17 protein-coding genes and 1 pseudogene are annotated in these 23,201 nt (G+C 61.2%); 10 read left to right on the forward strand and 8 right to left on the reverse strand.

The features are described from left to right. Positions 1–899: pseudogene (locus AC1D17_RS20445) on the forward strand (ArnT family glycosyltransferase); the annotation flags it as partial. A gap of 18 nt (positions 900–917) precedes the next feature. On the opposite strand, the gene AC1D17_RS20450 reads toward AC1D17_RS20445, so the two are convergent. Together AC1D17_RS20450 and AC1D17_RS20455 are read right to left on the reverse strand one after the other, a co-directional pair. Next, complete coding sequence (locus AC1D17_RS20450; RefSeq protein ID WP_477567153.1) at positions 918–1,814, reverse strand: diacylglycerol/lipid kinase family protein; 897 nt, start codon at positions 1,812–1,814, stop codon at positions 918–920. Between the two features lie 113 nt (positions 1,815–1,927). Beyond that, entirely contained in the window at positions 1,928–2,275 is a 348-nt protein-coding gene (locus AC1D17_RS20455) for a winged helix-turn-helix transcriptional regulator (protein WP_477567154.1), read from the reverse strand. Positions 2,276–2,388: 113 nt separating this feature from the next. Between AC1D17_RS20455 and AC1D17_RS20460 the strand changes: the two genes are divergently transcribed. Further along, complete coding sequence (locus AC1D17_RS20460) at positions 2,389–3,402, forward strand: zinc-binding alcohol dehydrogenase family protein (protein ID WP_477567155.1); 1,014 nt, start codon at positions 2,389–2,391, stop codon at positions 3,400–3,402. 200 nt (positions 3,403–3,602) lie between these two features. Next, positions 3,603–4,049 carry a DoxX family protein gene (locus tag AC1D17_RS20465; protein WP_477567156.1) on the forward strand — a complete coding sequence of 149 codons (447 nt, stop codon included), beginning with the start codon at positions 3,603–3,605 and terminating at the stop codon, positions 4,047–4,049. 103 nt (positions 4,050–4,152) lie between these two features. On the opposite strand, the gene AC1D17_RS20470 is transcribed toward AC1D17_RS20465, so the two are convergent. Then, the gene (locus AC1D17_RS20470; RefSeq protein WP_477567157.1) at positions 4,153–4,770 is read right to left on the reverse strand and encodes a L,D-transpeptidase; all 618 of its coding nucleotides are present in this window, start codon (positions 4,768–4,770) and stop codon (positions 4,153–4,155) included. Positions 4,771–4,916: 146 nt separating this feature from the next. Next, complete coding sequence (locus AC1D17_RS20475; RefSeq protein WP_477567158.1) at positions 4,917–6,581, reverse strand: electron transfer flavoprotein-ubiquinone oxidoreductase; 1,665 nt, start codon at positions 6,579–6,581, stop codon at positions 4,917–4,919. 378 nt (positions 6,582–6,959) lie between these two features. On the opposite strand from AC1D17_RS20475, the gene AC1D17_RS20480 reads away from it, so the two are divergent. The 5 genes from AC1D17_RS20480 to AC1D17_RS20500 all read left to right on the forward strand — a co-directional run bounded on the left by AC1D17_RS20480 (position 6,960) and on the right by AC1D17_RS20500 (position 11,228). After that, complete coding sequence (locus tag AC1D17_RS20480) at positions 6,960–8,258, forward strand: Hsp70 family protein (protein ID WP_477567159.1); 1,299 nt, start codon at positions 6,960–6,962, stop codon at positions 8,256–8,258. 46 nt (positions 8,259–8,304) lie between these two features. Next, entirely contained in the window at positions 8,305–9,195 is an 891-nt protein-coding gene (locus tag AC1D17_RS20485; RefSeq protein ID WP_477567160.1) for a uracil-DNA glycosylase, read from the forward strand. Between the two features lie 153 nt (positions 9,196–9,348). Then, on the forward strand, positions 9,349–9,525 hold the full coding sequence (locus tag AC1D17_RS20490; RefSeq protein WP_477567161.1) for a hypothetical protein: 177 nt from the start codon (positions 9,349–9,351) through the stop codon (positions 9,523–9,525). A gap of 69 nt (positions 9,526–9,594) precedes the next feature. Further along, a complete protein-coding gene (locus AC1D17_RS20495) occupies positions 9,595–9,735 on the forward strand; it encodes a hypothetical protein (protein WP_477567162.1) in 141 nt (46 codons plus the stop codon). Positions 9,736–9,947: 212 nt separating this feature from the next. Continuing rightward, on the forward strand, positions 9,948–11,228 hold the full coding sequence (locus tag AC1D17_RS20500) for an MFS transporter (RefSeq protein ID WP_477567163.1): 1,281 nt from the start codon (positions 9,948–9,950) through the stop codon (positions 11,226–11,228). A gap of 16 nt (positions 11,229–11,244) precedes the next feature. Here AC1D17_RS20500 and AC1D17_RS20505 read toward each other — a convergent pair whose 3' ends face one another. Then, on the reverse strand, positions 11,245–12,183 hold the full coding sequence (locus tag AC1D17_RS20505; protein ID WP_477567164.1) for a DMT family transporter: 939 nt from the start codon (positions 12,181–12,183) through the stop codon (positions 11,245–11,247). A gap of 510 nt (positions 12,184–12,693) precedes the next feature. Between AC1D17_RS20505 and pepN the strand changes: the two genes are divergently transcribed. Further along, positions 12,694–15,342, forward strand: coding sequence for an aminopeptidase N (gene pepN, locus AC1D17_RS20510; protein ID WP_477567165.1), 2,649 nt, complete (start codon positions 12,694–12,696; stop codon positions 15,340–15,342). Between the two features lie 208 nt (positions 15,343–15,550). Beyond that, positions 15,551–17,920 carry a PAS domain-containing sensor histidine kinase gene (locus AC1D17_RS20515; RefSeq protein ID WP_477567166.1) on the forward strand — a complete coding sequence of 790 codons (2,370 nt, stop codon included), beginning with the start codon at positions 15,551–15,553 and terminating at the stop codon, positions 17,918–17,920. A gap of 8 nt (positions 17,921–17,928) precedes the next feature. On the opposite strand, the gene AC1D17_RS20520 is transcribed toward AC1D17_RS20515, so the two are convergent. Genes AC1D17_RS20520 through AC1D17_RS20530 form a run of 3 tightly spaced genes read right to left on the reverse strand, consistent with a single transcriptional unit; the run spans position 17,929 to position 23,036 of the window. Beyond that, a complete protein-coding gene (locus tag AC1D17_RS20520) occupies positions 17,929–20,883 on the reverse strand; it encodes a bifunctional [glutamine synthetase] adenylyltransferase/[glutamine synthetase]-adenylyl-L-tyrosine phosphorylase (protein WP_477567167.1) in 2,955 nt (984 codons plus the stop codon). 45 nt (positions 20,884–20,928) lie between these two features. Continuing rightward, a complete protein-coding gene (locus AC1D17_RS20525) occupies positions 20,929–22,338 on the reverse strand; it encodes a sensor histidine kinase (protein ID WP_477567168.1) in 1,410 nt (469 codons plus the stop codon). Further along, the gene (locus AC1D17_RS20530) at positions 22,335–23,036 is read right to left on the reverse strand and encodes a response regulator transcription factor (RefSeq protein WP_319005499.1); all 702 of its coding nucleotides are present in this window, start codon (positions 23,034–23,036) and stop codon (positions 22,335–22,337) included. The genes AC1D17_RS20525 and AC1D17_RS20530 overlap by 4 nt, the downstream gene beginning before the upstream one ends. Positions 23,037–23,201 lie beyond the last annotated feature (165 nt).

Consider the following 23,201-nt stretch of genomic DNA (forward strand, 5'->3'; position numbering starts at 1 on the left):
CCCTTGCCGTCGCCTTTGCAATCGTCCTGCCGCACGCCTACTGGGTCGTCAACAATCTCACCTCCGCCTCGGCCGGCACCATCAACGAGATGAAAGAAGGCCTGTCGGGCGGATGGCTGGCCCAGGCCTTCAAGGGCATAGTCTCGCTGATCTCGGCCATCTTTGGCGCCAGCATTCTGCCGCTCGTCTTCTTTGCCGCAGTCTTTCCTTTCGATATCAAGCGTGCCTATCGCGCCGAGAGCCAATGGACCCGGATAACGGGGCGGATGATCTGCCTTTGTCTGGTTGCCGTCCTGATGATCGTCCTTGGCCTCGGTGCCACCCATATCCGCGAAAAATGGCTGGCCCTGTTCATCGTGTTGCTGCCGCTTTATCTGTGTCTGAAGATCGATGCGGCCGGGATCGAGACAAGCGGCAAGCTCAAGCGCTTCGCCATTCCGCTTTTCATCATGATCTTCGCGGTGCTCATCGGCGTTTCGGCCCGGGTTCTGACCTCGCCGATGCTGGGCTCCTACAACAAGCTCAATATTCCCTATGACGCATTCATTCGCGAGATTACGCAAAATCACGCCATCCAGCCTGCTTTGGTGATTGCCGACGATACCAATCTTGCCGGCAGCGTGCGTTTACAGCTGCCGCAATCAACCGTCATCACGGCCTCCAACCCGCCGGCACCGCTGGCCGCAGCGTGGCGGACGGCCGGGTCCGTCTTGGTGATCTGGCGCGGCAACGGAGAGCCGGAACCGGCCCTTCCCGACGGCCTCAGACAGAAGCTCGTCGAAGGTGGCGTGGCGAGCAGCGATATCGCGCCGCTCTACAGCGCCCCGCCCTATCATCTCGGCAAGGGGAATGACCGTTACGGCTTCGGCTATCTGTGGCTGACAGAGAAAAAGCCCTGACCTCGGGACAAATCCCGCTCATTGGCCGACAAGCAGCCTCAATTCGCCCGGATGAACCCGCAGAGCAACGTCGCGGCCGACCGGCAGCAGTTCGCCGTCGATGACGCAGTTGGTGTTGTGGCGCTCCTTCGGGAAATGCAGGTTGACGGCAGTGACGCTCATCTCGGTAATCAGCGGGCTCTCCCTGAATTTTCCGCGTAGAATATCGAAGGCCAGCTTTGCGACACCGTGCGGCTTGAGCGGCGCGGCGGTGTAGAAGCCCAGATGTCCGCCCGTCAAATCATCGGCATACATCAGCGCGTTTGAGCCGAAGTGATTGTTGGACACGGAGATGGCGGAAACCTTGCGCGTTTCGCGAACGCCATCCACCTCGAATTCGATCTCGAACTCTGGCGGATTAAGCATCACGCCAAGCGCTGCGCGGGTGCTGGCGCGGATTTTTCCGAGCCGTGAGGCAAAGCTGTAGGATTCGCGGTAGCGCACCATGCGGGCATGCAGCCCCATGGAAAACTGATGCACGAATGCGCGGCCGTCGGCGCTGCCGATATCGGCAGCGACAATCCGGCCTTCGGCAAGCACATCCAGCACTTTCCAGATATCGAGCGGCAGTTTCAGCGCCCGGGCAAACAGGTTCATCGTTCCGGCCGGAACCACGCCGAGCGGCATGCCGTTCTTCCAGGCGATCGCGGCGGCTGCCGAGATCGTGCCGTCACCGCCACCGGCCAGCATCGCATCCAGATCGTCTCGGCGGGATGTTCTTTCGAGGATGTCAGCCATCCCCTCGCCGGAAGCAACCGTGATTTCGATCTCATGCCCCGCCGCGCGAAAGACCTCCTCGGCCTTTTTGCTATAGGCTTCCATATCGGTTGTGCGGAATGTTCCTCCGTCGCGATTGAATATGGCCTTGATCTTCATTCGTGCTCCTTGCAGCTCCTCGGGCTACATATGGCGCGGCACGGGGCCTTTTTCAGCCAGCACGGGTGAAATGACGAATGTTTAATGATTGCGGGCCCGGGCAGCTGGCCCTGCTACGAAGCAGCTTGCAGCATGATATGTTCGTCGCCCCACAGCTTCATTGCCATGATTACCGGTTTGAGGCTGCGGCCGCGCGGGGTCAGACAATAGTCCACCCTTGGCGGCACGACGGCAAAAACCGTGCGCTCGACAAGGCCGTCAGCTTCCAGTTCACGCAGCTGCTTGGTCAGCATGCGCTGGGTGACACTGGTCAGGCGGCGGCGGATTTCGTTAAACCGCATGGTGCCGTCCAGCAGGTGATAGAGGATGACGCCCTTCCATTTTCCATCAATCAGATGAAGGACACCCTCGACCGGACAGCCGGGAGAACAGGTCAGGAGTTTGTGGCGAACACGCGGCATCATGGTATCCTTTTGGGTACTATATACACTTGCTGTGCATTCTTGCGTTCTCGCACCATAATACGCATCTAGCCTCTAGACAAACCCGCCAGGCAAACCCGAAGGAGCCAGCCATGCGCGCAATCGCCTATAGGACACCTCAAGCCATTTCCTCTGAGACCTCGCTGATTGATGTGGAGCTGCCAGTGCCGACGCCGGAAGGCCGCGACATTCTGGTCGAGGTCAGGGCGATCTCTGTCAATCCGGTTGACGTCAAGGTCCGCGCCAATGCCAAGCCGGAGCCAGATCAGCTGAAAGTGCTTGGCTGGGATGCGGCGGGGATCGTCAAGGCGGTCGGCCCGGGCGTCAAACTGTTCCAGCCGGGGGACGCCGTCTTCTATGCCGGTGCCATTGACAGGCCGGGCGCAAATGCCGAATTCCATCTGGTCGATGAGCGCATCGTTGGCAAGAAGCCGGAAACGCTGGATTTCCCGGCGGCGGCCGCCCTGCCGTTGACCTCGCTTACCGCCTGGGAAGCCCTGTTCGACCGGCTGAAGGTCAACGATCCGGTGCCAGGTGCCGCCAATGCGATCCTGATCATCGGCGGTGCCGGCGGCGTCGGCTCGATCGCCATCCAGCTGGCGCGGGCGCTGACAAACCTCACCGTGATCGCTACCGCATCGCGTCCCGAAACGCAGAAATGGGCCTATGATCTCGGCGCCCACCATGTGCTCGATCATTCCAAGCCCCTAGCGCCTCAGATCGACCAGTTGGCGCTCGGCGCCCCGGCATTTGTCTTTTCGACCACCAATACCGCCGATCACCTGGAAGACATCATCAAGCTGATCGCACCGCAGGGCCGTTTCGGGTTGATCGACGATCCGAAGGTGCTGGATGTCATGCCGTTCAAGCGCAAGGCTGTGTCGATCCATTGGGAACTGATGTTCACCCGCTCGCTTTTCAAGACCAAGGACATGGAAGAGCAAAACAGGATTCTCACCGAAGTCGCCCGCCTGGTCGATAGCGGAAAAATCCGCTCGACGCTGACGGAAACGCTGGGACTGATCAACGCCGATAACCTGAAGAAAGCCCATGCATTGATCGAAACCGGCCGGACCAAGGGCAAGCTGGTGCTCGCCGGTTTCTGACGCGCACCACATCCTCAAAACCCGGCTTTGCCGCAGTTCCTGCGGGAACGTCTCATTCTGTCCGTCCGCCATAAACAGGAGGCAGCGCGGCACACCGGACAATCTCCCAAACCGGTGAGGCCGCGCTCTCCGGAACCGATCCCACGCCCCGGCGGGGGCCGGATCCGGAGCCGTTTCATCACCTTTATCTGGAGAGAAAAATGCCTTCCTTTATTGATACCCTCGTCGGTTCCCGCGCGTTCGGCTATCTGGCGCGGACCATCCTGACCTACATGTTCTGGGCGAGCGGCCTGGCCAAGCTCATGGATTTCAACGCCGGCGTCGCCGAGATGTCGTTCTTCGGCCTGGAGCCGGCACCGCTCGTCAACATCGCCGTCATCGTCACCCAGCTTGGCGGATCGGCGCTTATTATCGCCAATCGCTGGACCTGGCTTGGCGCTGGCGCGCTTGCCGTGTTCACCGCCTTGACCATTCCGATTGCCCACACGTTCTGGACCATGCAGGAGCCGATGAAGACGATCGAGTTCTATGTCGTCATGGAGCACATCACGGTCATCGGCGCGCTTATGGCCGTCGCCTGGAAATCCGCTCCGGTACGCGAATCTGCTGCAGGGCCCCTGACAAGCTTTGCGAAAATCAACGCGTAGGATTGCCGAAGACGGTCACGAAAACGCCTGCCGGATCCTTTCCGGCAGGCGTTTTCCCGTTCTGCATGATACGGGCAGGTTATCGGGGCGGTTTTCAGCTGTCTCAGGCCTGCAGGACGATGACGCGGCCGCCGACGGTTGTGCGCTCATAGAGATCGACGACATCATGATTGRGCATCCGCACGCAGCCGCTCGACATCGCCTGGCCGATAGACCAGGGCTGTGTCGTGCCATGAATACGGAACATCGTGTCGTTGCCGTTTCGATAAAGGTACATCGCCCGGGCACCGAGCGGGTTGTTCGGCCCGCCGGGAACACCACCGGCATATTTGAGGTTCTTGGCCGGATCGCGGCGGATCATGTTGCCGGTCGGCGTCCATGCCGGCCATTCGGCCTTGCGGCCGATATAGGCCGAGCCGGCCAGCGCATAGCCGTTGCGGCCGACGCCGATGCCATAGCGCATGGCCTGCCCGTCACCGAGGACATAGTAGAGCCGCCTCGCCGGAGTATCGATGACGATCGTGCCCGCATCGTGTTTCGTCGAATAGGCAACCTGCTGGCGGCGCAGTTCCGGCTTGATCTTTTCCAGCGGCATGGCCGGCATCGGAAACTTTTCGTCCGGCAACKCGGCATAGTTGGCCGCATGGTTCGGCCCGTTGGTGGCGCAACCGGCAAGAAGAGCAGAAAACCCGAGAAGCAGGCCGCGGCGCGAGATCGACATCAGGAAATCCCTTAAGAATCGATTGATGCAACCGAAAATAGGGAAAACATGGTTAATGACCGGTTAAGCCGGTTGAAGTTGCGCGCAATAGAAAAAGGCGGCGGACCTTCGCCCGCCGCCCTTTTATGCCTCGAAGGGTGAAACCCTCACATATTCGGATAGACCGGCCCCTCGCCGCCCTGCGGCGGCACCCAGTTGATGTTCTGGTTGGGGTCCTTGATGTCGCAGGTCTTGCAGTGGACGCAGTTCTGGGCGTTGATGACGAAGACGTCCTCACCGTCCTTTTCCACCCATTCGTAAACCCCGGCCGGACAGTAGCGGGTCGACGGGCCGGCATAGATGTCGTGCTCGGACGACTTCTGCAGCGCCATGTCCTTGACCTTCAGGTGCACCGGCTCGTTTTCCTCATGATTGGTATTCGACAGGAACACCGAGGAGAGACGATCGAAGGTGAGCACCCCGTCCGGCTTCGGATAGACGATCGGCTTGTGCATGGACGCGGGTTCCAGCGACTGGGCATCGGTCTTGCCGTGCTTCAGCGTGCCGAAGAAGGAGAAGCCGAACAGTGTGTTGGTCCACATGTCGAGGCCGCCGAGCGCCACGCCGGCGGCAGTACCGAGCTTCGACCAGAGCGGCTTGACGTTGCGCACCTTCTTCAGGTCGGAGCCGATCGCGCTGTCGCGCCAGCCGTTTTCGATCTCGATGACCTCGTCATTGGCCCGGCCGGCAGCAATCGCATCCGAGAGCTTCTCGGCGGCAAGAATGCCGGACAGCACGGCATTGTGGCTCCCCTTGATGCGCGGCACGTTGACGAAACCGGCCGAACAGCCGATCAGCGCACCGCCGGGGAAGGTCAGCTTCGGTACCGACTGGTAGCCGCCCTCGGTGATGGCGCGGGCGCCATAGGTCAGGCGCTTGCCGCCCTCGAAGGTGCCGCGAATGGCCGGATGCGTCTTGAAGCGCTGGAATTCCTCGAATGGATAGAGATAGGGGTTCTTGTAGTTGAGGTGGACGACGAAGCCGACGGCAACCAGATTGTCCTCGAGGTGATAGAGGAACGAGCCGCCGCCGGTCTTCATGCCGAGCGGCCAGCCGAACGAGTGCTGCACCAGGCCCTGCTTGTGGTTCTCGGGCTTCACCTGCCAGAGTTCCTTGATACCGATGCCGAATTTCTGCGGTTCGCGTCCCTTCTGCAGGTCGTATCTGGCGATCAGCTGCTTGGCCAGCGACCCGCGCACGCCCTCGCCGATCAGCGTGTACTTGCCGAGAAGCTCCATGCCGCGGGCAAAGTTCGGACCCGGCTCGCCGTTCTTCTCGACGCCCATGTCGCCGGTGGCGACGCCGATGACGGCGCCTTGATCATTGTAGAGCACTTCGGTCGCGGCAAAGCCCGGATAGATTTCGACGCCGAGCGCCTCGGCCTTCTCGGCCAGCCACCGACAGACGAGGCCGAGCGAAACGATGTAATTGCCGTGATTGTTCATCAAGGGCGGCATGGCGAAATTCGGCAGGCGGATCGAACCGGCGGGACCGAGCAGCAGGAACTGGTCATCCTTGACCTCGGTCTTGAAAGGATGCCCCTCCTCCTCGCGCCAGCCCGGCAGCAGGCGGTCGATGCCGATCGGATCGACAACGGCGCCCGACAGGATATGGGCGCCAACTTCGGCCCCCTTTTCCAGAACAACGACGGACAGCTCCGGATTGACCTGCTTCAGACGGATGGCGGCAGACAGACCGGCAGGCCCTGCACCGACGATCACCACGTCGAATTCCATGCTTTCGCGCTCGGGCAATTCCATTGCGTCGCTCATCTCGTCATCTCCAGTCTCGCCCGGCACTTTTTTGCGCGGTTTGTTCCCAATTCTTGACATCCGTCATGGCAAATACAGCGGGACTTGTCGAGCCGGTCTGCGACGGCAGCCTTACGCATTTGCGCATGACGTCATGCAACAGGATACAAACATATGACGTGTACGTAAACGTCAGAAATATGAAATGCACTGCGGCAACGCAACTCCCCAATGCCGCCTTGCTTTGGCCCACAGCCCATGCGAAGAGCCGCCCTCCAAAGAGACAAGACCCTCCGTCGTCAAACGCATTCCGGCTGCCGCAAGGTATTGCTTGGCCGCGCGCGCGTCGGCGAAACGACACCCGCCGCCCTTCCGCGGACACCTAAGACGGAGACTTTCATGGCCAAGGCACTCGGCTTCGATTTCGGCACGACCAATTCGGTGCTGGCCGCCGCGCAAGGGGACACGACGCAGTCGCTTCGTTTTTCAAGCACGGCCGGCACCACCGATTCGATGCGCACGGCGCTCTCCTTCATGAAGCATGCGAAGCTCGGTGCCGCCGCCGTGAAGATCGAGGCGGGTCAGGCGGCGATCCAGCAGTTCATCGACAATCCCGGCGAAGCGCGCTTTTTGCAGTCGATCAAGACCTTTGCCGCCAGCCCCCTGTTCCAGGGCACGCTGATCTTTGCGCGGCGCAACAGCTTTGAAGACCTGATGCGTTCCTTTCTTTCCCGCATCGCCGACTATGCCGGAGAAGGCTGGCAACAGGACTACAAGCGCATCGTCGTCGGCCGGCCCGTGCGTTTCGCCGGCACCAGTCCGGATGAAAACCTGGCGCTGGAGCGTTACGACCGGGCGCTGTCGTCCTTCGATTTTCCGGAGGTCCACTATGTCTACGAGCCTGTGGCGGCAGCCTTTTACTTTGCCCAGAACCTGAAGAAGGACGCGACCGTGCTGGTCGCCGATTTCGGCGGCGGCACCACCGACTATTCGATCATCCGCTTCGAAAGCCATGCCGGCAAGCTGACAGCGGTTCCGGTCGGCCATTCCGGCGTCGGCGTTGCCGGCGATCATTTCGATTTCCGCATCATCGACACGGTGGTTTCGCCGCTGATCGGCAAGGGCTCCCAGTTCAGGAGTTTCGACAAGCTGCTCGACGTGCCCTCCAGCTACTATGCCAATTTCGGCCGCTGGAACCAGCTGTCGATCTTCAAGACGCTGAAGGACTTTACCGACCTGAAGCAACTGGTGCGCGCAGCCGTCGAGCCGGAAAAGCTCGAGGCCTTCGTCGATCTCGTCGATCACGACGAAGGTTATCCGCTCTATCAGGCGATCTCGGCCACCAAGATGCGGCTATCGCACGAGGAGGAGACGGAATTCTACTTCGCGCCGCTGGGTGAAAAAAGCCGGCAGACGGTGCGCCGCAGCGATTTCGAAAGCTGGATCGCACCGGACCTCGCCCGAATCGAGGAAGCGCTGGACGAGGTTCTGGTTACCACCAATACCGCGCTGGACGGCATCGACAAGGTGTTCCTCACCGGCGGCACGTCCTTCGTGCCGGCCATCCGCCGCATCTTCGAAGACCGTTTTGCGAGCGACCGCATTGAAAGCGGCGGCGAGCTTTTATCGATCGCACACGGTCTGGCGCTGATCGGCGAGCGCGACGACATCGAACGCTGGACGGCGATGGCGGCGTGAACGGAAGAGGCTTCCCTGCCTCCTCAAGCTTCTATACAAGCAAACCATGATCTCCAGCGACACGATGAGCCCGGCCGAACTTGCCGCCCTTCTGCATTTTCATGCCGAAGCAGGGGTCGAATGGCTGCTGGAAGACGCGCCGGTCGATCGCTTCGCCGAGTTCGCTGAGGCAAAGGCAGCGCGCAGCAATGGCGCGGCACAAGCCATGCAGCGGACGCAAGTCTTAGAGCGAAATGATGCGTCCCACGCGCCTGTTGCGCGCGAAAACGGCAATCGCGCCACCGGCAAGGCGCAGACGGCACCCTCTATGGTCGTCCCGCAAATGGCTATTCCCGATGAGCAGGCCATCGCTGAAGCCCGGTTCGCGGCCGAAGCGGCCCGCTCCCTTGCGGAACTCAAGAGCGCGATGGAGGCGTTTTCCGGCTGCAATCTGAGGAACAGCGCCCGCAACATGGTCTTTGCCGACGGCAATCCGTCCGCCGGCATCCTGGTGATCGGCCCGGTACCGAACGGCGATGACGACCGCGACGGCATTCCTTTTTCGGGCAAGCAGGGCCAGATGCTGGAACGCATGCTGGCAGCCATCGGGCTTGACCGGACATCCGTGCTTTTGACCAATGTCATTCCCTGGCGGCCGCCCGGAAACCGTCCGCCCTCGCCGCGCGAAACCGATATCTGCCGCCCGTTCATCGAGCGTCAGATCGCACTTGCCGAACCGCGGCACCTGTTGATCCTCGGCAATTTTGCCGCCCGCTTCTTCTTCGGCGGCAACGAGATGATCCATCACATGCGCGGCGAATGGCGCGACATTCAGGTTGGCGGCATCACAGTGCCGGCCCTTGCCACCTTGCATCCGCAGGATCTTGCCTCGGCACCAGCCAGCAAGCGCCTCGCCTGGCAGGATCTATTGGCATTTCGCGCCCGAATCCGGGGTTAAAGCCCTCCCAATCGGCGCCATGCCTGATTTGTGAACAAACAATGAAAAAAGCCATGCGGATTGCGCATACCAGCAACGCGAACGCGTCCGTTGCGGAATCGATGCTGCAGTGCAATATGGAACGACGGGAGGACTGGAATAAGGAATTGAACCATGACTGCCCGTTTTCGCCCTCTGCACTCGAGCTTTGAAACGCTCCGCCACGCCGGCTCAGCCTTGCGTATGCCGTTCAACAGCTTCGGCTCGGCGGCCAACGAACAGATGACCGCGGCAGGCTACGGCCACACGACACGCCCGGCCCAGATTTTCGCAGACTTCATCCAGCGTTGATAGTCAGGCAGGCGCAACTCAGCACGCCTCCGCTTGGATAACAGAGATATTGCCCAAAGGCTTCCGATCATGACAGTCCGCTCGCTCCGGATCCTCCTCGACGATATCGGCACCGCCGTGCGTGCCTCACGCGAATACAGCCGCCTGAGCCGGGAAGCCCCGGCTGCCAATGCCGACCGGCATGCGGTCAGCGGTTTTCTGCCGAAGTAAACGGCATTTTCGGGCCGCATCGCGGCTATCTCCCATTTCTGCGCCAAAGCCTGTCGCAATCGACAGCGTCGGCAAAACTGGATAAAGCGACACTCGTCCTTTGATTCCAACGGCGGCGGTTTTCAAGCGCGCAATCCGCTCCAACATTTTTTAGCGTTTCTCCTGAGGCTTGTGCGTCACAGGCCACCGGCTGGACCGCATCCGGAGCCTTCATGCTGGTCAGCTTCATATCCGTATTCAGCCTGATGCTCTCGACGCTTCTGATGATGGTCGGCTTCGGGCTGGCGAGCTATGTGTTGCCGGTGCGCTCGGTTGCCGAGGGCTGGTCGACGCTGATCATCTCGCTGATCGCCACCGGCTACACGCTGGGCTTCACCCTCTCGTGCATCGTTACGCCGAAATTCGTCCTGCGCGTCGGCCATGTGCGGGTTTTTGCCGCCTTAATCACGCTGCTCAGCATCGCCATCCTGATGTGCGGGCTGGTGGTCGACTGGCGGGCATGGATCTTCTTTCGCGCCATCTCCGGCTTTGCGATTTCCGGAAGCTATCTGGTCATCGAGAGCTGGCTCAACGAGCGGGTGACCAACGAAAACCGCGGCATGCTGTTTTCGCTCTATCTGATCACCACCATGGTCGGTACGATCGGCGGCCAGTATCTGGTGCCGCTCGGCGATCCGACCAATTCGTCGTTGTTCATCCTGTGCGGCGTGCTGTTCTCGCTGGCCCTTTTGCCGACCGCGCTCTCCTCCTCGGCGATGCCAGCACCGCCCGCCCAGGCCAATTTCGATGTGCCGGGCCTGTTCCGCCGCTCGCCGGTCGCCGTCGTCGGCGCTTTTCTTGCCGGTGCGATGTCGGGCGCCTGGCTCAATCTCGGCGGCGTCTTCACCCAGAAGATCGGACTTTCGACGGCGGAGGGTGCGACACTGCTGGCGGCTCTTCTCACCGGCAGCGCCATTTCGCAAATCCCGATCGGGCGAACCTCCGACCGGATCGACCGGCGCATCGTGATGGTCGGTTGCGGCATCGTCGGTGTCGTCTCCTGTCTTGCGATGGTCGCGTTCGTCGGCTCCAGCCCGCTGGTGCTCTATGTCATCGCCGCCTTCGTCGGCTCGGTGCTGTTTCCGATCTATGCGCTGAACGTCGCCCATGCCAACGACCTTGCCCGTCCGAACGAATATGTCGAGGTTTCCTCCGGCATGATGATCACATACGGTATCGGCACGATCTCCGGCCCGCTGATGGTCGGGCCGGTGATGGATCGTTTCGGGCCGCCGTCGCTGTTCGTGCTTCTGGCCGTGTATTTTGCGCTCTACGCTGCCTATGCCGCGTGGCGCATCGCCAAGCGCGGCCACACGGACGGCTTGGTATCAAAAACCGATTTCCACGCAAACACCGTGCCTACCCCCGGCACGGAGGCCGTCAACGCCATGAACCAGGCGGTGCGGCCGGCTGATCTTATCGAAGACGACACGGCTCCAGCCCAATCATCCTGACGCGTCAGGCCGATGATTACCCTTGCGGGGTGACGTGCTTGCGCGCACCCCTGCGCTCGAGCCCGAGCTGATGCTCGCGGAAAATGATGAAGATGCCGGCACCGACCACGATCGCCGTACCGATCAGCATGACGCCGGTGGGCACCTCGTCAAAGAGGAAGTAGCCGATGATCAGGCCAAGGATGATCGAAGTATATTCGAACGGTGCGATCGTCGACATGTCGGCATAGCGATAGCTTTGCGTCAGAAGGATCTGGGCGACACCACCGCAAAAGCCGGCCGCCATCAACAGCAGGAAGGAATTCAACGGCAGCGGCTCCCAGCCGAAGGGCAGCGTCAGCAGCGAGAAGCAGGAGGCCGAGAGGGAGAAATAGAGCACGATCGTGTGCGTGCGTTCCTTGGCGACCAGCTTTCGCACAAGCACCATGGCAACGGCACCGAGTGCGGCCGAGAGCAGTACGGCCAAGGCGCCGAGCGCCTCCTGCGAGCCGAATCCACCATCGCGCATCAGCGTCAGCCGCGGCCAGGTGATGATCATGACGCCGACAAGCCCGATCAGCACCGCCGACCAGCGATAGACCCGAACCGTCTCCTTGAGAAAGACGGCTGCAAAGACGACTGCGAGCAACGGCATCGCATAGCCGATCGCGATCGCTTCCGGCAGCGGCAGGTGCACCAGACCGTAAAACCCGAAGCTCATGGCCAGAATGCCGATGAAGCCGCGCGCCAGATGGCCGAAAATATCCTTGGTGTGGAAGGCCGTGCGCAAATGCCCCTTGAAGGCGAGATAGCCGAGGATCGGCACCATCGCAAAGGCGGAGCGATAGAAGGTGATCTGCCCGGTGGCGATCCCCGTTCCCGCCGCCTTGATCAGCGTCGCCATGCAGACGAAAACCAGCACGGACAAAACCTTGAGGGTGATGCCCTTCATCGGGTGGGGGAATTCGGAATCCATGCGGGTCGCACTCATCGGACTGAGGGCAGCGGGCCGGRCAATCGGTGGAAACGACGGGCTGCGGGGAGACGTATGCGACCGGGGAATCCGTCGCCTTAGACCATGTCACTTTAGCGCGCGATATTCGAAAGAGGGATCAATTTTCGTGATGAATGGCTGAAATATTTGATGCTACGGCCGCGATCCCCTAGGCTGAGCCAGCGGCATCGGGTGACATGCTTGACCACATGGCCCACTTTCGCGACCGGGACGGATGACAAGCCGGAAATTACATAAGCTGTGCCAAAAATACACGACTGGTTTAAGTATTGTTAGGGCGAATTTCGTAAGTCTCACAGGCAGACACGGGAACGGGACAGATCAGGGCAGCCGGAAGAAGGCGATGTCCAATGAAAAGAACCGCCTTGCAATCACACCGGAAGCTTCGCGATTTTCTGCGCAGCCTCTTCACCAAGACCAAGCCTCACCGCCGGCGTTGTAACGCTGCGGACGATGCAAGCGGGACAAACAATGCGGACAGATACGGGCGAGATCATTCATCTGGAAGACTACCGGCCGACGGATTTCGTCCTCGAGAGGGTGGACCTCACCTTCGAACTCGATCCCACCGAAACCAAGGTCGAAGCCCGGCTGATCTTCCACCGGCGCGAAGGGGTGAGCGCCGATGCGCCGCTTGTCCTTGATGGCGACGAACTGAAGATGACCGGCCTGCTGCTCGACCAGGAAGAGATCGCATCGGCAAACTACGATGCGGCGGAACACACGCTGACAATCCGCAACCTGCCGGCAACAGTGCCTTTCGAGATAACGATCACCACCGAGATCAATCCCGAGGCCAACACCACGCTGATGGGCCTCTATCGCACCAGCAACGTCTATTGCACCCAGTGCGAAGCCGAAGGTTTCCGGCGTATCACCTATTTCCCGGATCGTCCGGATGTTCTTGCCGTCTACACGGTCAACATCATCGCCGACAAGGCAACCGCACCGCTGCTGCTCTCCAACGGTAACTATCTCGGCGGCGCCGGCATGGGCGACGGCCGGCATTTCGCCGCCTGGTTCGATCCGCATCCGAAGCCGAGCTACTTGTTTGCACTCGTCGCCGGTGATCTGGGCATCGTCGAGGACACATTCACCACCATGTCCGGCCGCGAAGTCGCGCTAAAAATCTATGTCGAGCACGGCAAGGAGCCGCGCGCCGCCTACGCCATGGACGCGCTGAAGCGCTCGATGAAGTGGGACGAGGAGCGGTTCGGCCGCGAATACGATCTCGACATCTTCATGATCGTTGCCGTGTCCGATTTCAACATGGGCGCCATGGAGAACAAGGGACTGAACGTTTTCAACGACAAGTACGTGCTTGCCGATCCGGAAACCGCGACCGATGCCGACTACGCCAATATCGAGGCGATCATCGCGCATGAATACTTCCACAACTGGACCGGCAACCGCATCACCTGCCGCGACTGGTTCCAGCTCTGCCTGAAGGAAGGCCTGACCGTCTACCGCGACCACGAATTTTCGGCCGATCAGCGCTCGCGCACCGTTAAGCGCATCGCCGAAGTCAGGCATCTGAAAGCCGAGCAGTTCCCGGAGGATGCAGGCCCCCTTGCCCATCCGGTCCGGCCGACAAAATACCGCGAGATCAACAATTTCTACACGACGACCGTCTATGAGAAGGGCTCCGAAGTCACCCGCATGATCGCGACGTTGCTCGGTGCGGACCTGTTCAAGCAGGGCATGGATCTCTATTTCGATCGCCACGACGGCCAGGCCGTGACGATCGAGGATTTCGTCGCCTGCTTCGCCGACGTCAGCAAGCGCGACCTGACCCAGTTTTCGCTGTGGTATCACCAGGCGGGCACGCCGCTGGTCAGCGCCTCGACGGCCTATGACGCCGCCAGGCAGACATTGACGCTGTCGCTCGAGCAGATGGTGCCTCCGACACCCGGTCAGAGCGCCAAGGAACCGATGTATATCCCGCTGCGCCTGGGACTTCTGCTGGAAGACGGTTCGCAGGCCACGGTCACCTCTGTCACCGGCGCCGAGATGACCGGCGACGTGCTGCATCTCGTCGAGCGCAACCAGACTGTCGTTTTTGGCGCCATAACCTCGCGTCCGGTCCTGTCCCTGAACCGCGGCTTCTCGACGCCGATCAACCTGCATTTCGAGCAGACACCTGCCGATCGGGCTCACATCGCCAAGCATGAGAGCGACCTGTTTGCCCGCTGGCAGGCCTTGAACGATCTTGCCCTTCCCAATCTTGTCGCTGCCGCTGCCAGCGCAAAGGCAGGCGAACCTGCACAATGCGACACATCCCTGATCGACGCTTTGCTCGCGGCAGCCGCCGACGGCGATCTTGAGCCCGCGTTCAGGGCGCAGGCGCTGGCACTGCCGAGCGAGGCCGATATCGCCCGCGAAATCGGCGGAAACAACGACCCCGACGCGATCCATGCAGGACGCCAGCAGATCATGGCGGCGATCGCCAGAGCCGGCCAGGCGATTTTCGGGAAACTGGCCGATGAAATGGTCGTCTCAGGTCCGTTCAGCCCGGATGCAGCAAGTGCCGGACGCCGGGCGCTGCGCAACACCGCCCTTTCCTATCTCGTCTATGCCGAAAACGAACCGGCCCGGGCTGTGGATGCGTTCAAGTCTGCCAACAACATGACCGACCTCAGCCAGGCCCTGACGATCCTTGCACACCGGTTCCCGGACGCAGCCGAAACGGCGGACGCCCTTGCGGCATTCAAGACCCGATTTGCGGGCAACGCCCTGGTGATCGACAAGTGGTTCACCATCCAGGCGACCATCCCCGGCGTTGCAGCGCTTGGCCGCGTCAAGACTTTGATGGCCGATCCGCTGTTCAACGGCTCCAACCCGAACCGGGTGCGTGCTCTCGTCGGCACGTTCGCCTTTTCGAACCCAACCGGCTTCAACCGCGCCGATGGCGAAGGCTACCGGTTCCTTGCCCGCCAGATTCTCGACATCGATCCGCGCAATCCGCAGCTCGCCGCACGCATCCTGACCTCGATGCGGTCGTGGCGTTCGCTGGAAACCGGCCGCGCCGAACATGCCCGCAATGCGCTGCGCGAAATCGCTAATGGCAAGAAACTGTCCGCCGATGTCAGCGACATTGTCGAGCGCATGCTCAAGGGATAGAAAAAATCAACCGGAAACGACTGAAGAACCCCGCGATTGCGGGGTTTTTTCGTTGCCGCCCGAGCACCGGCGCCAAAAGTACAATTTTCCCATGACGATAAATGGTTAACAAAGTTTTACGTTTTGCTCTGGACAAGGCGAATCACAATTGATTCATTGGGTCAGGTTCGAGCGAGCGGCGCTTCGAATCACATGAGGATTTACAGATTTGACGAAGATGGCGGAAGCGCAGCGGGGACGCGCAGCCGGTGAGCGGTTGCGTCCCAGATTCCCAGGCTTTTCGAGGCTGGAGCGGGACGTTATCCAGCACGCACGGATTTTTACCGAGCCGGCGGTGCGCCGTCTCGCGGGCGCCGAGCCGTTGCTCAAGCGCTCGATCCCGATCCTGATCACCGCATTTCTTCTCGTCGTGGCCATTTCCCGCATCAACGGCATCATGGTCGAATATGCCCGCATGGAGGCCAGTTCGCGCCAGGTCACCGTCCTTGCTGCGGCCACCGCAAGTGCTGCCCTTCAGGAAAACGGCGTGGCGCTGTTCGACAAGGCCCAGAAATGGGATGTGGAGCAGCGGCTGAATACATTCCTCTCCCCCGACATGCTCGAAGCCGGCGCGTTCGTCCTGACCGTGCGCAACGACGGCCGGATTTTCGCCAGCTCTCCTGACGGTGCCGTCTATACGGGACGCACGCTCAACGCGGTGGCGCCGGAAGTTGCCGCCTTCCAGTATTTCGGCGAGCGTTCGGCGGTGATGAAGACTTTCATCGGCGGCGCCGAGCATATCGTCGCCCTGATGCAGGTCCCCGGTGGCGCAGGAACGCTGCTGGTGGCCACGCCCCTGTCGCGCATCGAGAAGCTCTGGCGCGATGAGGTATCGCTGAACGTCACCCTTTTTGCCGGGATTTCGGCGATCCTGCTGGTTGTCCTCTACGCCTACTATATCCAGGCCAAGCGCGCCCGTGACGCCGACCAGATATTTGCGGAATCCAACCTGCGCGTCGAGACGGCCCTGTCGCGCGGACGCTGCGGCCTTTGGGATTTCGACATGCCCAACCGCCGGCTTTTCTGGTCGCGCTCGATGTACGAAATGCTCGGCATGCCGCCCCAGAGCACTGTGCTGTCGTTCGGTGACGCCGCACGGCTGATGCACCCGGATGACGGCAATATCTACAAGGTCGCCCGCTCCATCGCCAAGGGCGATGCCCGGCAGATCGACCAGATCTTCCGGATGCGCCATGCCGATGGCCACTATGTCTGGATGCGGGCGCGCGCCCAGGTCATCCGCACCGCGTCGGGCCGCGTGCACCTGATCGGCATCGCCATGGATGTCACGGAGCAGCATCGCCTGGCACAGCGTTACGCGGAAGCCGACCAACGGCTGGCCGATGCGATCGAATGCACGTCGGAGGCCTTCGTGCTGTGGGACAAGAACGACCGGCTGGTGATGTGTAACACCCACTATCAGCAGGCCTACAAGCTCCCCGACCGGGTTCTCGTTGCTGGTACGGAACGCTCCGTGGTCAATGCAGCGGCCGCCCGCCCGATCATCGAACGGCGCATCGCTGATCCCGACCGGTCCAACCATTCGCAGACCTCCGAGGTCCAGCTCGCCGACCAGCGCTGGCTGCAGATCAACGACCGGCGCACCCGCGACGGCGGCATGGTCTCCGTCGGGACTGACATCACGCTTTTGAAGCGGCACCAGGTGCGGCTGCGCGAATCCGAGCGCCGCCTGATGGCGACCATCGGCGATCTCTCGACCTCCCGCATCACGCTGGAGCGGCAGAAGGCCGAACTGTCCGTCGCCAACGCCAATTATCAGGCTGAAAAGGAACGCGCGGAAGCCGCCAACCGGGCAAAGTCCGAATTCCTCGCCAACATGTCGCACGAACTGCGGACGCCCCTGAATGCCATTCTCGGCTTTTCCGAAATCCTGCAGAACCAGATGTTCGGGCCGCTCGGCTCGGAAAAATACGACGAATATTCCCACGACATCCATGACAGCGGCAAACATCTGTTGAACGTCATCAACGACATTCTGGACATGTCGAAGATCGAGGCCGGCCAGATGAAGATCAACCGGGAAACGATCGACCTCGCCCCCCTGATCGAGGAAACCTTGCGCTTCACCACCATCCCGGCACAGCAGAAGAACATCTGCGTCGATCAGCAGATTTCGTCCGGTTTGACAATCACCGCCGACCGCCGTGCCATGAAGCAGGTCCTGCTCAATCTATTGTCCAACGCGGTCAAGTTCACCAACGAGGGCGGCAAGATTTCCCTGCGCGCCCGCAAGGTCGCCGGCGCCGTGACGCTGACCATCGCCGATACCGGCATCGGCATCCCTCGCCTTGCATTGGAAAAGATCGGCCAGCCCTTCGAACAGGTCCAGAGCCAATATGCCAAGAGCAAGGGCGGTTCCGGCCTTGGTTTGGCCATCTCCCGGTCGCTGACCAGCCTGCATGGCGGTTCGATGAAGATCCATTCCCAGGAAAACGTCGGCACGATCATTTCCCTGCGCATACCCGATACGGCACCACGTACCGTATCGGAGGCCAAGGCCAGTCTGGCCTATGCCTAACGCGCATCTCAGGGCTTGACGGTCGCTTGAAATATCCGGCGTACAGCCTTCGACAGGCGCCGGATATCAGCCTCCAGCACCTTGATATCCGGTGCATCCCCGGCCCGGCACAGAAGCTCGACCAGTCCGGCCGGCGCATCCTGTAGCTCCAGATCTCCCTCGATGCACAATCGCACGATCTGCGAAAGGTCGGTGAACAACGTCAGCGCCTCCTGCACGGTATCGAGGTCCGCCGGGACGACCAAGGCCGGCCCAAGCAGCCGCAACACATCCGCCGTGGATGTGCCGCTCGGAGGAGTGGCGACGCCGCGCGCCGGTGCGATCAGGGCAAGATATTGTGCAATGAATTCGATATCGACCAGCCCGCCGGGAATGAGCTTGAAATCCCAGACATCGCTCGGCGGCTTTTCCTTGTCGATCAGCCCCCGCATCTCGGCGACATCGGCCGTGACCTTGGTAACATCGCGGGTTTCACCAAGGACTTCGCGGAAGATCATGTCGACCTCCGCGATCAAGCTTTCCTCGCCGCACAGCGCGCGGGCGCGCGTCAGCGCCATATGCTCCCAGGTCCATGCGTCCTCGCGCTGATACTTTGCAAAGGCATTGATCCGGGTGGCGACAGGCCCTTTATTGCCTGAGGGGCGCAGCCGCATGTCTACCTCGTAGAGCACGCCTTCGGCAGTCGGCGCCGAAAGTGCGGAGATCAGCCTCTGGGTGATGCGGGTGAAATAGCGAATGGAATCGAGTGGCTTGGCCCCGTCGGATTCACCGGCTTCGTCATCGTAGTCGTAGAGCAGGATGATATCGACGTCCGACCCGGCAGTCAGTTCGTGGCTGCCAAGCTTGCCCATGCCGATAACGGCGACGCGGCCGCCCGGGAATTTCCCGTGTGCCGCCTCCACCTCGTGCAGCACAGCCTCCAGAGCAGCGGTCAGGATCAGGTCGGCCAGATCCGTAAACGCATGCCCCGCCTGGGCGCCGGTGATGACGCCGGTCAGCAGCCTGATCCCGATCAGGAACCGCTGCTCGGAGGCAGTGATCCGCAGCCGGTCGAGAATATCCTCATAGTGCCGGGCCGTGGCCAGAAAGCCTCTGATCCGCTCCTCCAGATAGTCGCGTGTCGGCAGCTCTGCGAGAAGCCGGGGATCGAGCATGCCGTCGAAGACATGCGGCTTGCTGGCAATGATATCGGCCAGCCGGGGGGCGGATGACATGATGTTGACGATCAGCGACAGCAGGCCGGGATTGTTGCCGAGCAGCGAGAACAGCTGGATGCCGGACGGCAGACCCGCGATGAAATGGTCGAAGCGCAACAATGCCTCGTCGGCTCGCTTGTTCTGGCCGAAAACCCGCAGGAGTTCCGGCGTCAACTCCGTCAGCCTCTCGCGTGCTTCTACCGACTGCGTGGCCCGGTACCGGCCGTAGTGCCAGGTGCGGATGGTACGGGAAATATCCTGCGGCCGTTCGAACCCCAGCTTCTTCAAGGTATCCAGCGTGTCTGGGTCATCTCTTTGGCCGGTAAAGACCAGATTTCCGGTCTCGGTCGAAAGTTTCGCCTCCTGCTCGAACAGCTGGGCATAACGCCGCTCCACCGTCTTGAGCACGCGTGACAATTCCAGGGAAAACGCCGGAACATCGGCAAAACCCATCATGTAGGCGATGCGCTTCAGCTCGGCGTCGCTTGCCGGCAGAACATGCGTCTGCTCATCGCGTACCATCTGGACCCTGTGTTCGACATCGCGCAGGAACCAGTAGGCGGAAGTCAGTTCCCTGGCGGTTTCCGCGTCGATCCAGTTGGCCCCCGCTAAGCCCTGCAGCATTGGCTCGGTGGCGCGCAGCCGCAACTCCGGCATCCGTCCCCCGGCGATCAGCTGCTGCGTCTGGACAAAGAACTCGATTTCACGGATGCCGCCGCGGCCAAGCTTGATATTGTGGCCTTTGACGGCGATCTCGCCGTGCCCCTTGTGGGCATGAATCTGCCGCTTGATCGAATGGATATCGGCAATCGCCGCATAATCCAGATATTTGCGGAACATGAACGGGGTGAGTTCACGCAGGAACGCCTCGCCGGCCTTAAGGTCGCCAGCCACCGGGCGGGCCTTGATGAACGCCGCCCTCTCCCAGTTCTGCCCGCGGCTCTCATAGTAGAGCATTGCCGCCTCGACCGGAATGGCAAGCGGCGTCGCACCGGGATCGGGACGCAGACGCAGGTCGGTGCGGAAGACATAGCCATCGCCGCTGCGCTCCTGCAGGATGCGGATCAGCCGGCGCAGCAACCGGGCAAACGTTTCCGGCGCGTCGTCGGGAATGGTGATCAACGGTGCCTGCGGCTCGTAGAACACCACCAGATCGATATCCGATGAATAATTCAGCTCGAAGGCGCCCAGCTTGCCCATGCCCAGAACAACGACACCCGACCGTTCGCTCGGATGGGCGACATCCACGACAGTCAGCTTGCCTGCGTCATGGGCACTTAAAAGCAGGTGGTCGATGGCGGCGGAGACCGCCGCGCCGGCGAAATCGCTCAGCCACCGGGTTGTCTCGCGCGCATCGAAAAGGCGTGACAGGTCGGCGAGCGCGATTGCAAAGGCAATATCCCGCTTGGCCTGCCGTAGGCGCGTCATGATCTCGGCATCGGTCAGTGGCTTGCCCGCGTCAGGACCTTTCCAAGCGTCGCGGGCTCTCTGGACGCAGGCTTCCAGATAGGGGATCAGAGGTCCGGCAAGAGCCTGCACAAGCACCTGCGGATAGGAAACAGCCGTGTCCCGCAGATAAGGCGAGAGGGACAACGCCGCGACGATAAAATCCTTGAGCGGCGTTTCCGATACCAGCAGGTCGGCGATGTCGCGATTGCTCTTTGAGATATCCTTGAGGCTGGAGAGGACGGCTTTAGCGTCCGTCTGGCTCATCGGCCGCAGCGCACATGTGCTGATATCCGATAACCGCCGCATGTCCGTTTGCATATTGGTCCCTCCCAGCCGCTCCCGATTTCGGCTGTCCCATGCCTATCAGCCGGAACGCGCCGGGAAAACCATGCTGGCGGTCAAACCCCGATTGTTTTCTGCGTCACGAACCGTGTCGCTCAGTTCGAGAGAGCCCTGATGCATCTCCATCACCGCCTCGACAAGCGATAGCCCCAGCCCGGTTCCAGGCTTGCTGCGGCTTTCGTCCAGCCGCACGAAACGCTCCACCACGTCATCGCGCCGATCGGCAGGCACACCCGGACCATGATCCGCCACCGACAGGACGATGGCTCCCTCCCGTCTTGCAAGGCTAACCTTGATCAGAGGATTTGCGCCGCCATCGGAATATTTGATGGCATTGTCGATCAGATTGCCCAGCGCCTGCCCGATCAGTTCCCGATTGCCGGAAACGTGAATATCGGCGGGCACATCGGCTTCCAGTTTCAGCGCCTGCTCGTCGGCCACGGGCTCATAGAGTTCAACGCAGTCGGCGACGCTTTGCGAAAGGTTGACATCGCTCATTTCGGCGGCGGCTGCCCCGGCTTCGACACGGGAGATCATCAGCAGTGCGTTGAACGTGCGGATCAACTGGTCGGATTCGCCGATGATCTCCTCCAGCGAAGCCCGATAACCGGAATTGGTCGCCTTATGCGCCAGCGCGGCCTCGGCCTTGTTGCGCAGACGCGTCAGCGGTGTCTTCAGATCGTGGGCGATGTTGTCGGAGACTTGCCGCAGACCTTCGTTCAGCTTCTCGATCCGTCCAAGCATGGCATTGAGCGATTCCGATAACCGGTCGAATTCGTCGCCGGAACCGCTCATCGGCAACCGCTGGGAGAGATCGCCCGCCATGATCCGCGTGCTGGCGTCCGACATCCGGTCGATGCGTTTCAGCGCGTTGCGGCCGATGGCAAACCAGATGATCAGCGCGCCAATGCCCATGATACCAAGCGCAACGACGAGGGCCTGCCGCACCAGCACCCGAAACTTCTCTGGCTCCTGCAGGTCGCGGCCAACCAGAATGCGCAGACCGTTGTCGAGCACCAGCACATGCGCCAATGCCACGTGGGTCTCCTTGCGGCTTTCGTCGGTATAGCGCTGATAACGGAATGCCTCGCCTGTCCAGCCTTCCTTATCCAGTAGGCCCGGCTGCAGCGAGGCGACATTGCCGGCCAAAATCTCGCCGGTCGGTCCGGCGATGACGTAGAGATTGGCGCCCGGCTGCCGCGCCCGCCGCTCCAGGGTCCGCAGCAATCCGTTGACACCGGCGCGGCCGTAGACTTCCTCGATCTGCGCTACTTCTGCTGTAACCGCATCCTTCGTCTGCTGCTCCAGCAGCCGTTGCGACATGGCGGTGACGTAGAAGACCAGAAACGCGGCGCAGAGCGAAAACAGCAGCAGATAGAGCGCCGAGAGGCGAACGGCTGTGGTGCGGAAGAGGACACGCAACCTGCTCATGCGTCCGTGCGTCCGTCTTCCTTGATCATGTAGCCGGCACCGCGCACGGTACGCAGCAACGGCTGGTCGAAGTCTTTCTCGATCTTGGAACGCAGCCGCGACACATGCACATCGATGACATTGGTCTGCGGATCGAAATGATAGTCCCAGACATTTTCCAGGAGCATGGTACGCGTCACCACTTGGCCCGCATTCTTCATCAGGTATTCAAGCAGCCGGAATTCGCGGGGCTGCAGCAAAAGCTCGCGCCCTTGGCGGCGCACCGTGTGCGACAGCCGGTCCAGCTCCAGATCGCCGACACGATAGACCATGTCCTGCTCGGGAGCTCCTTTGCGGCGGCCGAGCACTTCGACGCGCGCCAGAAGCTCGTTGAAGGCGTAGGGCTTGGGCAGATAATCGTCGCCGCCGGCGCGCAATCCCGTGACCCGGTCATCGACCTGGCCGAGTGCGGAAAGAATGAGCACCGGGGTGTGGACGCCCTTGCGGCGCAGCTCCGAGATCACCGACAACCCGTCGCGGCGCGGCAGCATGCGGTCGATGACGAGCACGTCGTAGCTGTTCTCGCTCGCCATGAACAAGCCGCTTTCGCCGTCGCTGGCATGGTCGGAGACGATGCCGGCCTCGCGAAAGGCCTTGGCCAGATAGGCGGCCGCCTCGAGGTCATCTTCGATAATCAGAATCTTCATGCGCGTGACCATAGTACCTGACCCGTATCTTCCACAACCGGTTTACCTTGGGAATTCGCCTGCCTGCCCGGTCGCGCAGGGAATACCAAGGCTCGCTGATGGAGACTTGGCATAAGACGTGCCCTGAAACGCCAGACGCCGCGAAACCCTGGGGAAGGTCCGCGGCGCCCGGCTGTT

Source organism: Pararhizobium sp. P1_E7 (assembly GCF_056405855.1).

Coding starts and splice junctions, on each gene's coding strand:
- AC1D17_RS20450 (WP_477567153.1), bottom strand. CDS start 1,814: ATGAAGATCAAGGCCATATTCAATCGCGACGGAGGAACATTCCGCACA.
- AC1D17_RS20455 (WP_477567154.1), bottom strand. CDS start 2,275: ATGCCGCGTGTTCGCCACAAACTCCTGACCTGTTCTCCCGGCTGTCCG.
- AC1D17_RS20460 (WP_477567155.1), top strand. CDS start 2,389: ATGCGCGCAATCGCCTATAGGACACCTCAAGCCATTTCCTCTGAGACC.
- AC1D17_RS20465 (WP_477567156.1), top strand. CDS start 3,603: ATGCCTTCCTTTATTGATACCCTCGTCGGTTCCCGCGCGTTCGGCTAT.
- AC1D17_RS20475 (WP_477567158.1), bottom strand. CDS start 6,581: ATGAGCGACGCAATGGAATTGCCCGAGCGCGAAAGCATGGAATTCGAC.
- AC1D17_RS20480 (WP_477567159.1), top strand. CDS start 6,960: ATGGCCAAGGCACTCGGCTTCGATTTCGGCACGACCAATTCGGTGCTG.
- AC1D17_RS20485 (WP_477567160.1), top strand. CDS start 8,305: ATGATCTCCAGCGACACGATGAGCCCGGCCGAACTTGCCGCCCTTCTG.
- AC1D17_RS20490 (WP_477567161.1), top strand. CDS start 9,349: ATGACTGCCCGTTTTCGCCCTCTGCACTCGAGCTTTGAAACGCTCCGC.
- AC1D17_RS20495 (WP_477567162.1), top strand. CDS start 9,595: ATGACAGTCCGCTCGCTCCGGATCCTCCTCGACGATATCGGCACCGCC.
- AC1D17_RS20500 (WP_477567163.1), top strand. CDS start 9,948: ATGCTGGTCAGCTTCATATCCGTATTCAGCCTGATGCTCTCGACGCTT.
- AC1D17_RS20505 (WP_477567164.1), bottom strand. CDS start 12,183: ATGGATTCCGAATTCCCCCACCCGATGAAGGGCATCACCCTCAAGGTT.
- pepN (WP_477567165.1), top strand. CDS start 12,694: ATGCGGACAGATACGGGCGAGATCATTCATCTGGAAGACTACCGGCCG.
- AC1D17_RS20520 (WP_477567167.1), bottom strand. CDS start 20,883: ATGCAAACGGACATGCGGCGGTTATCGGATATCAGCACATGTGCGCTG.
- AC1D17_RS20525 (WP_477567168.1), bottom strand. CDS start 22,338: ATGAGCAGGTTGCGTGTCCTCTTCCGCACCACAGCCGTTCGCCTCTCG.
- AC1D17_RS20530 (WP_319005499.1), bottom strand. CDS start 23,036: ATGGTCACGCGCATGAAGATTCTGATTATCGAAGATGACCTCGAGGCG.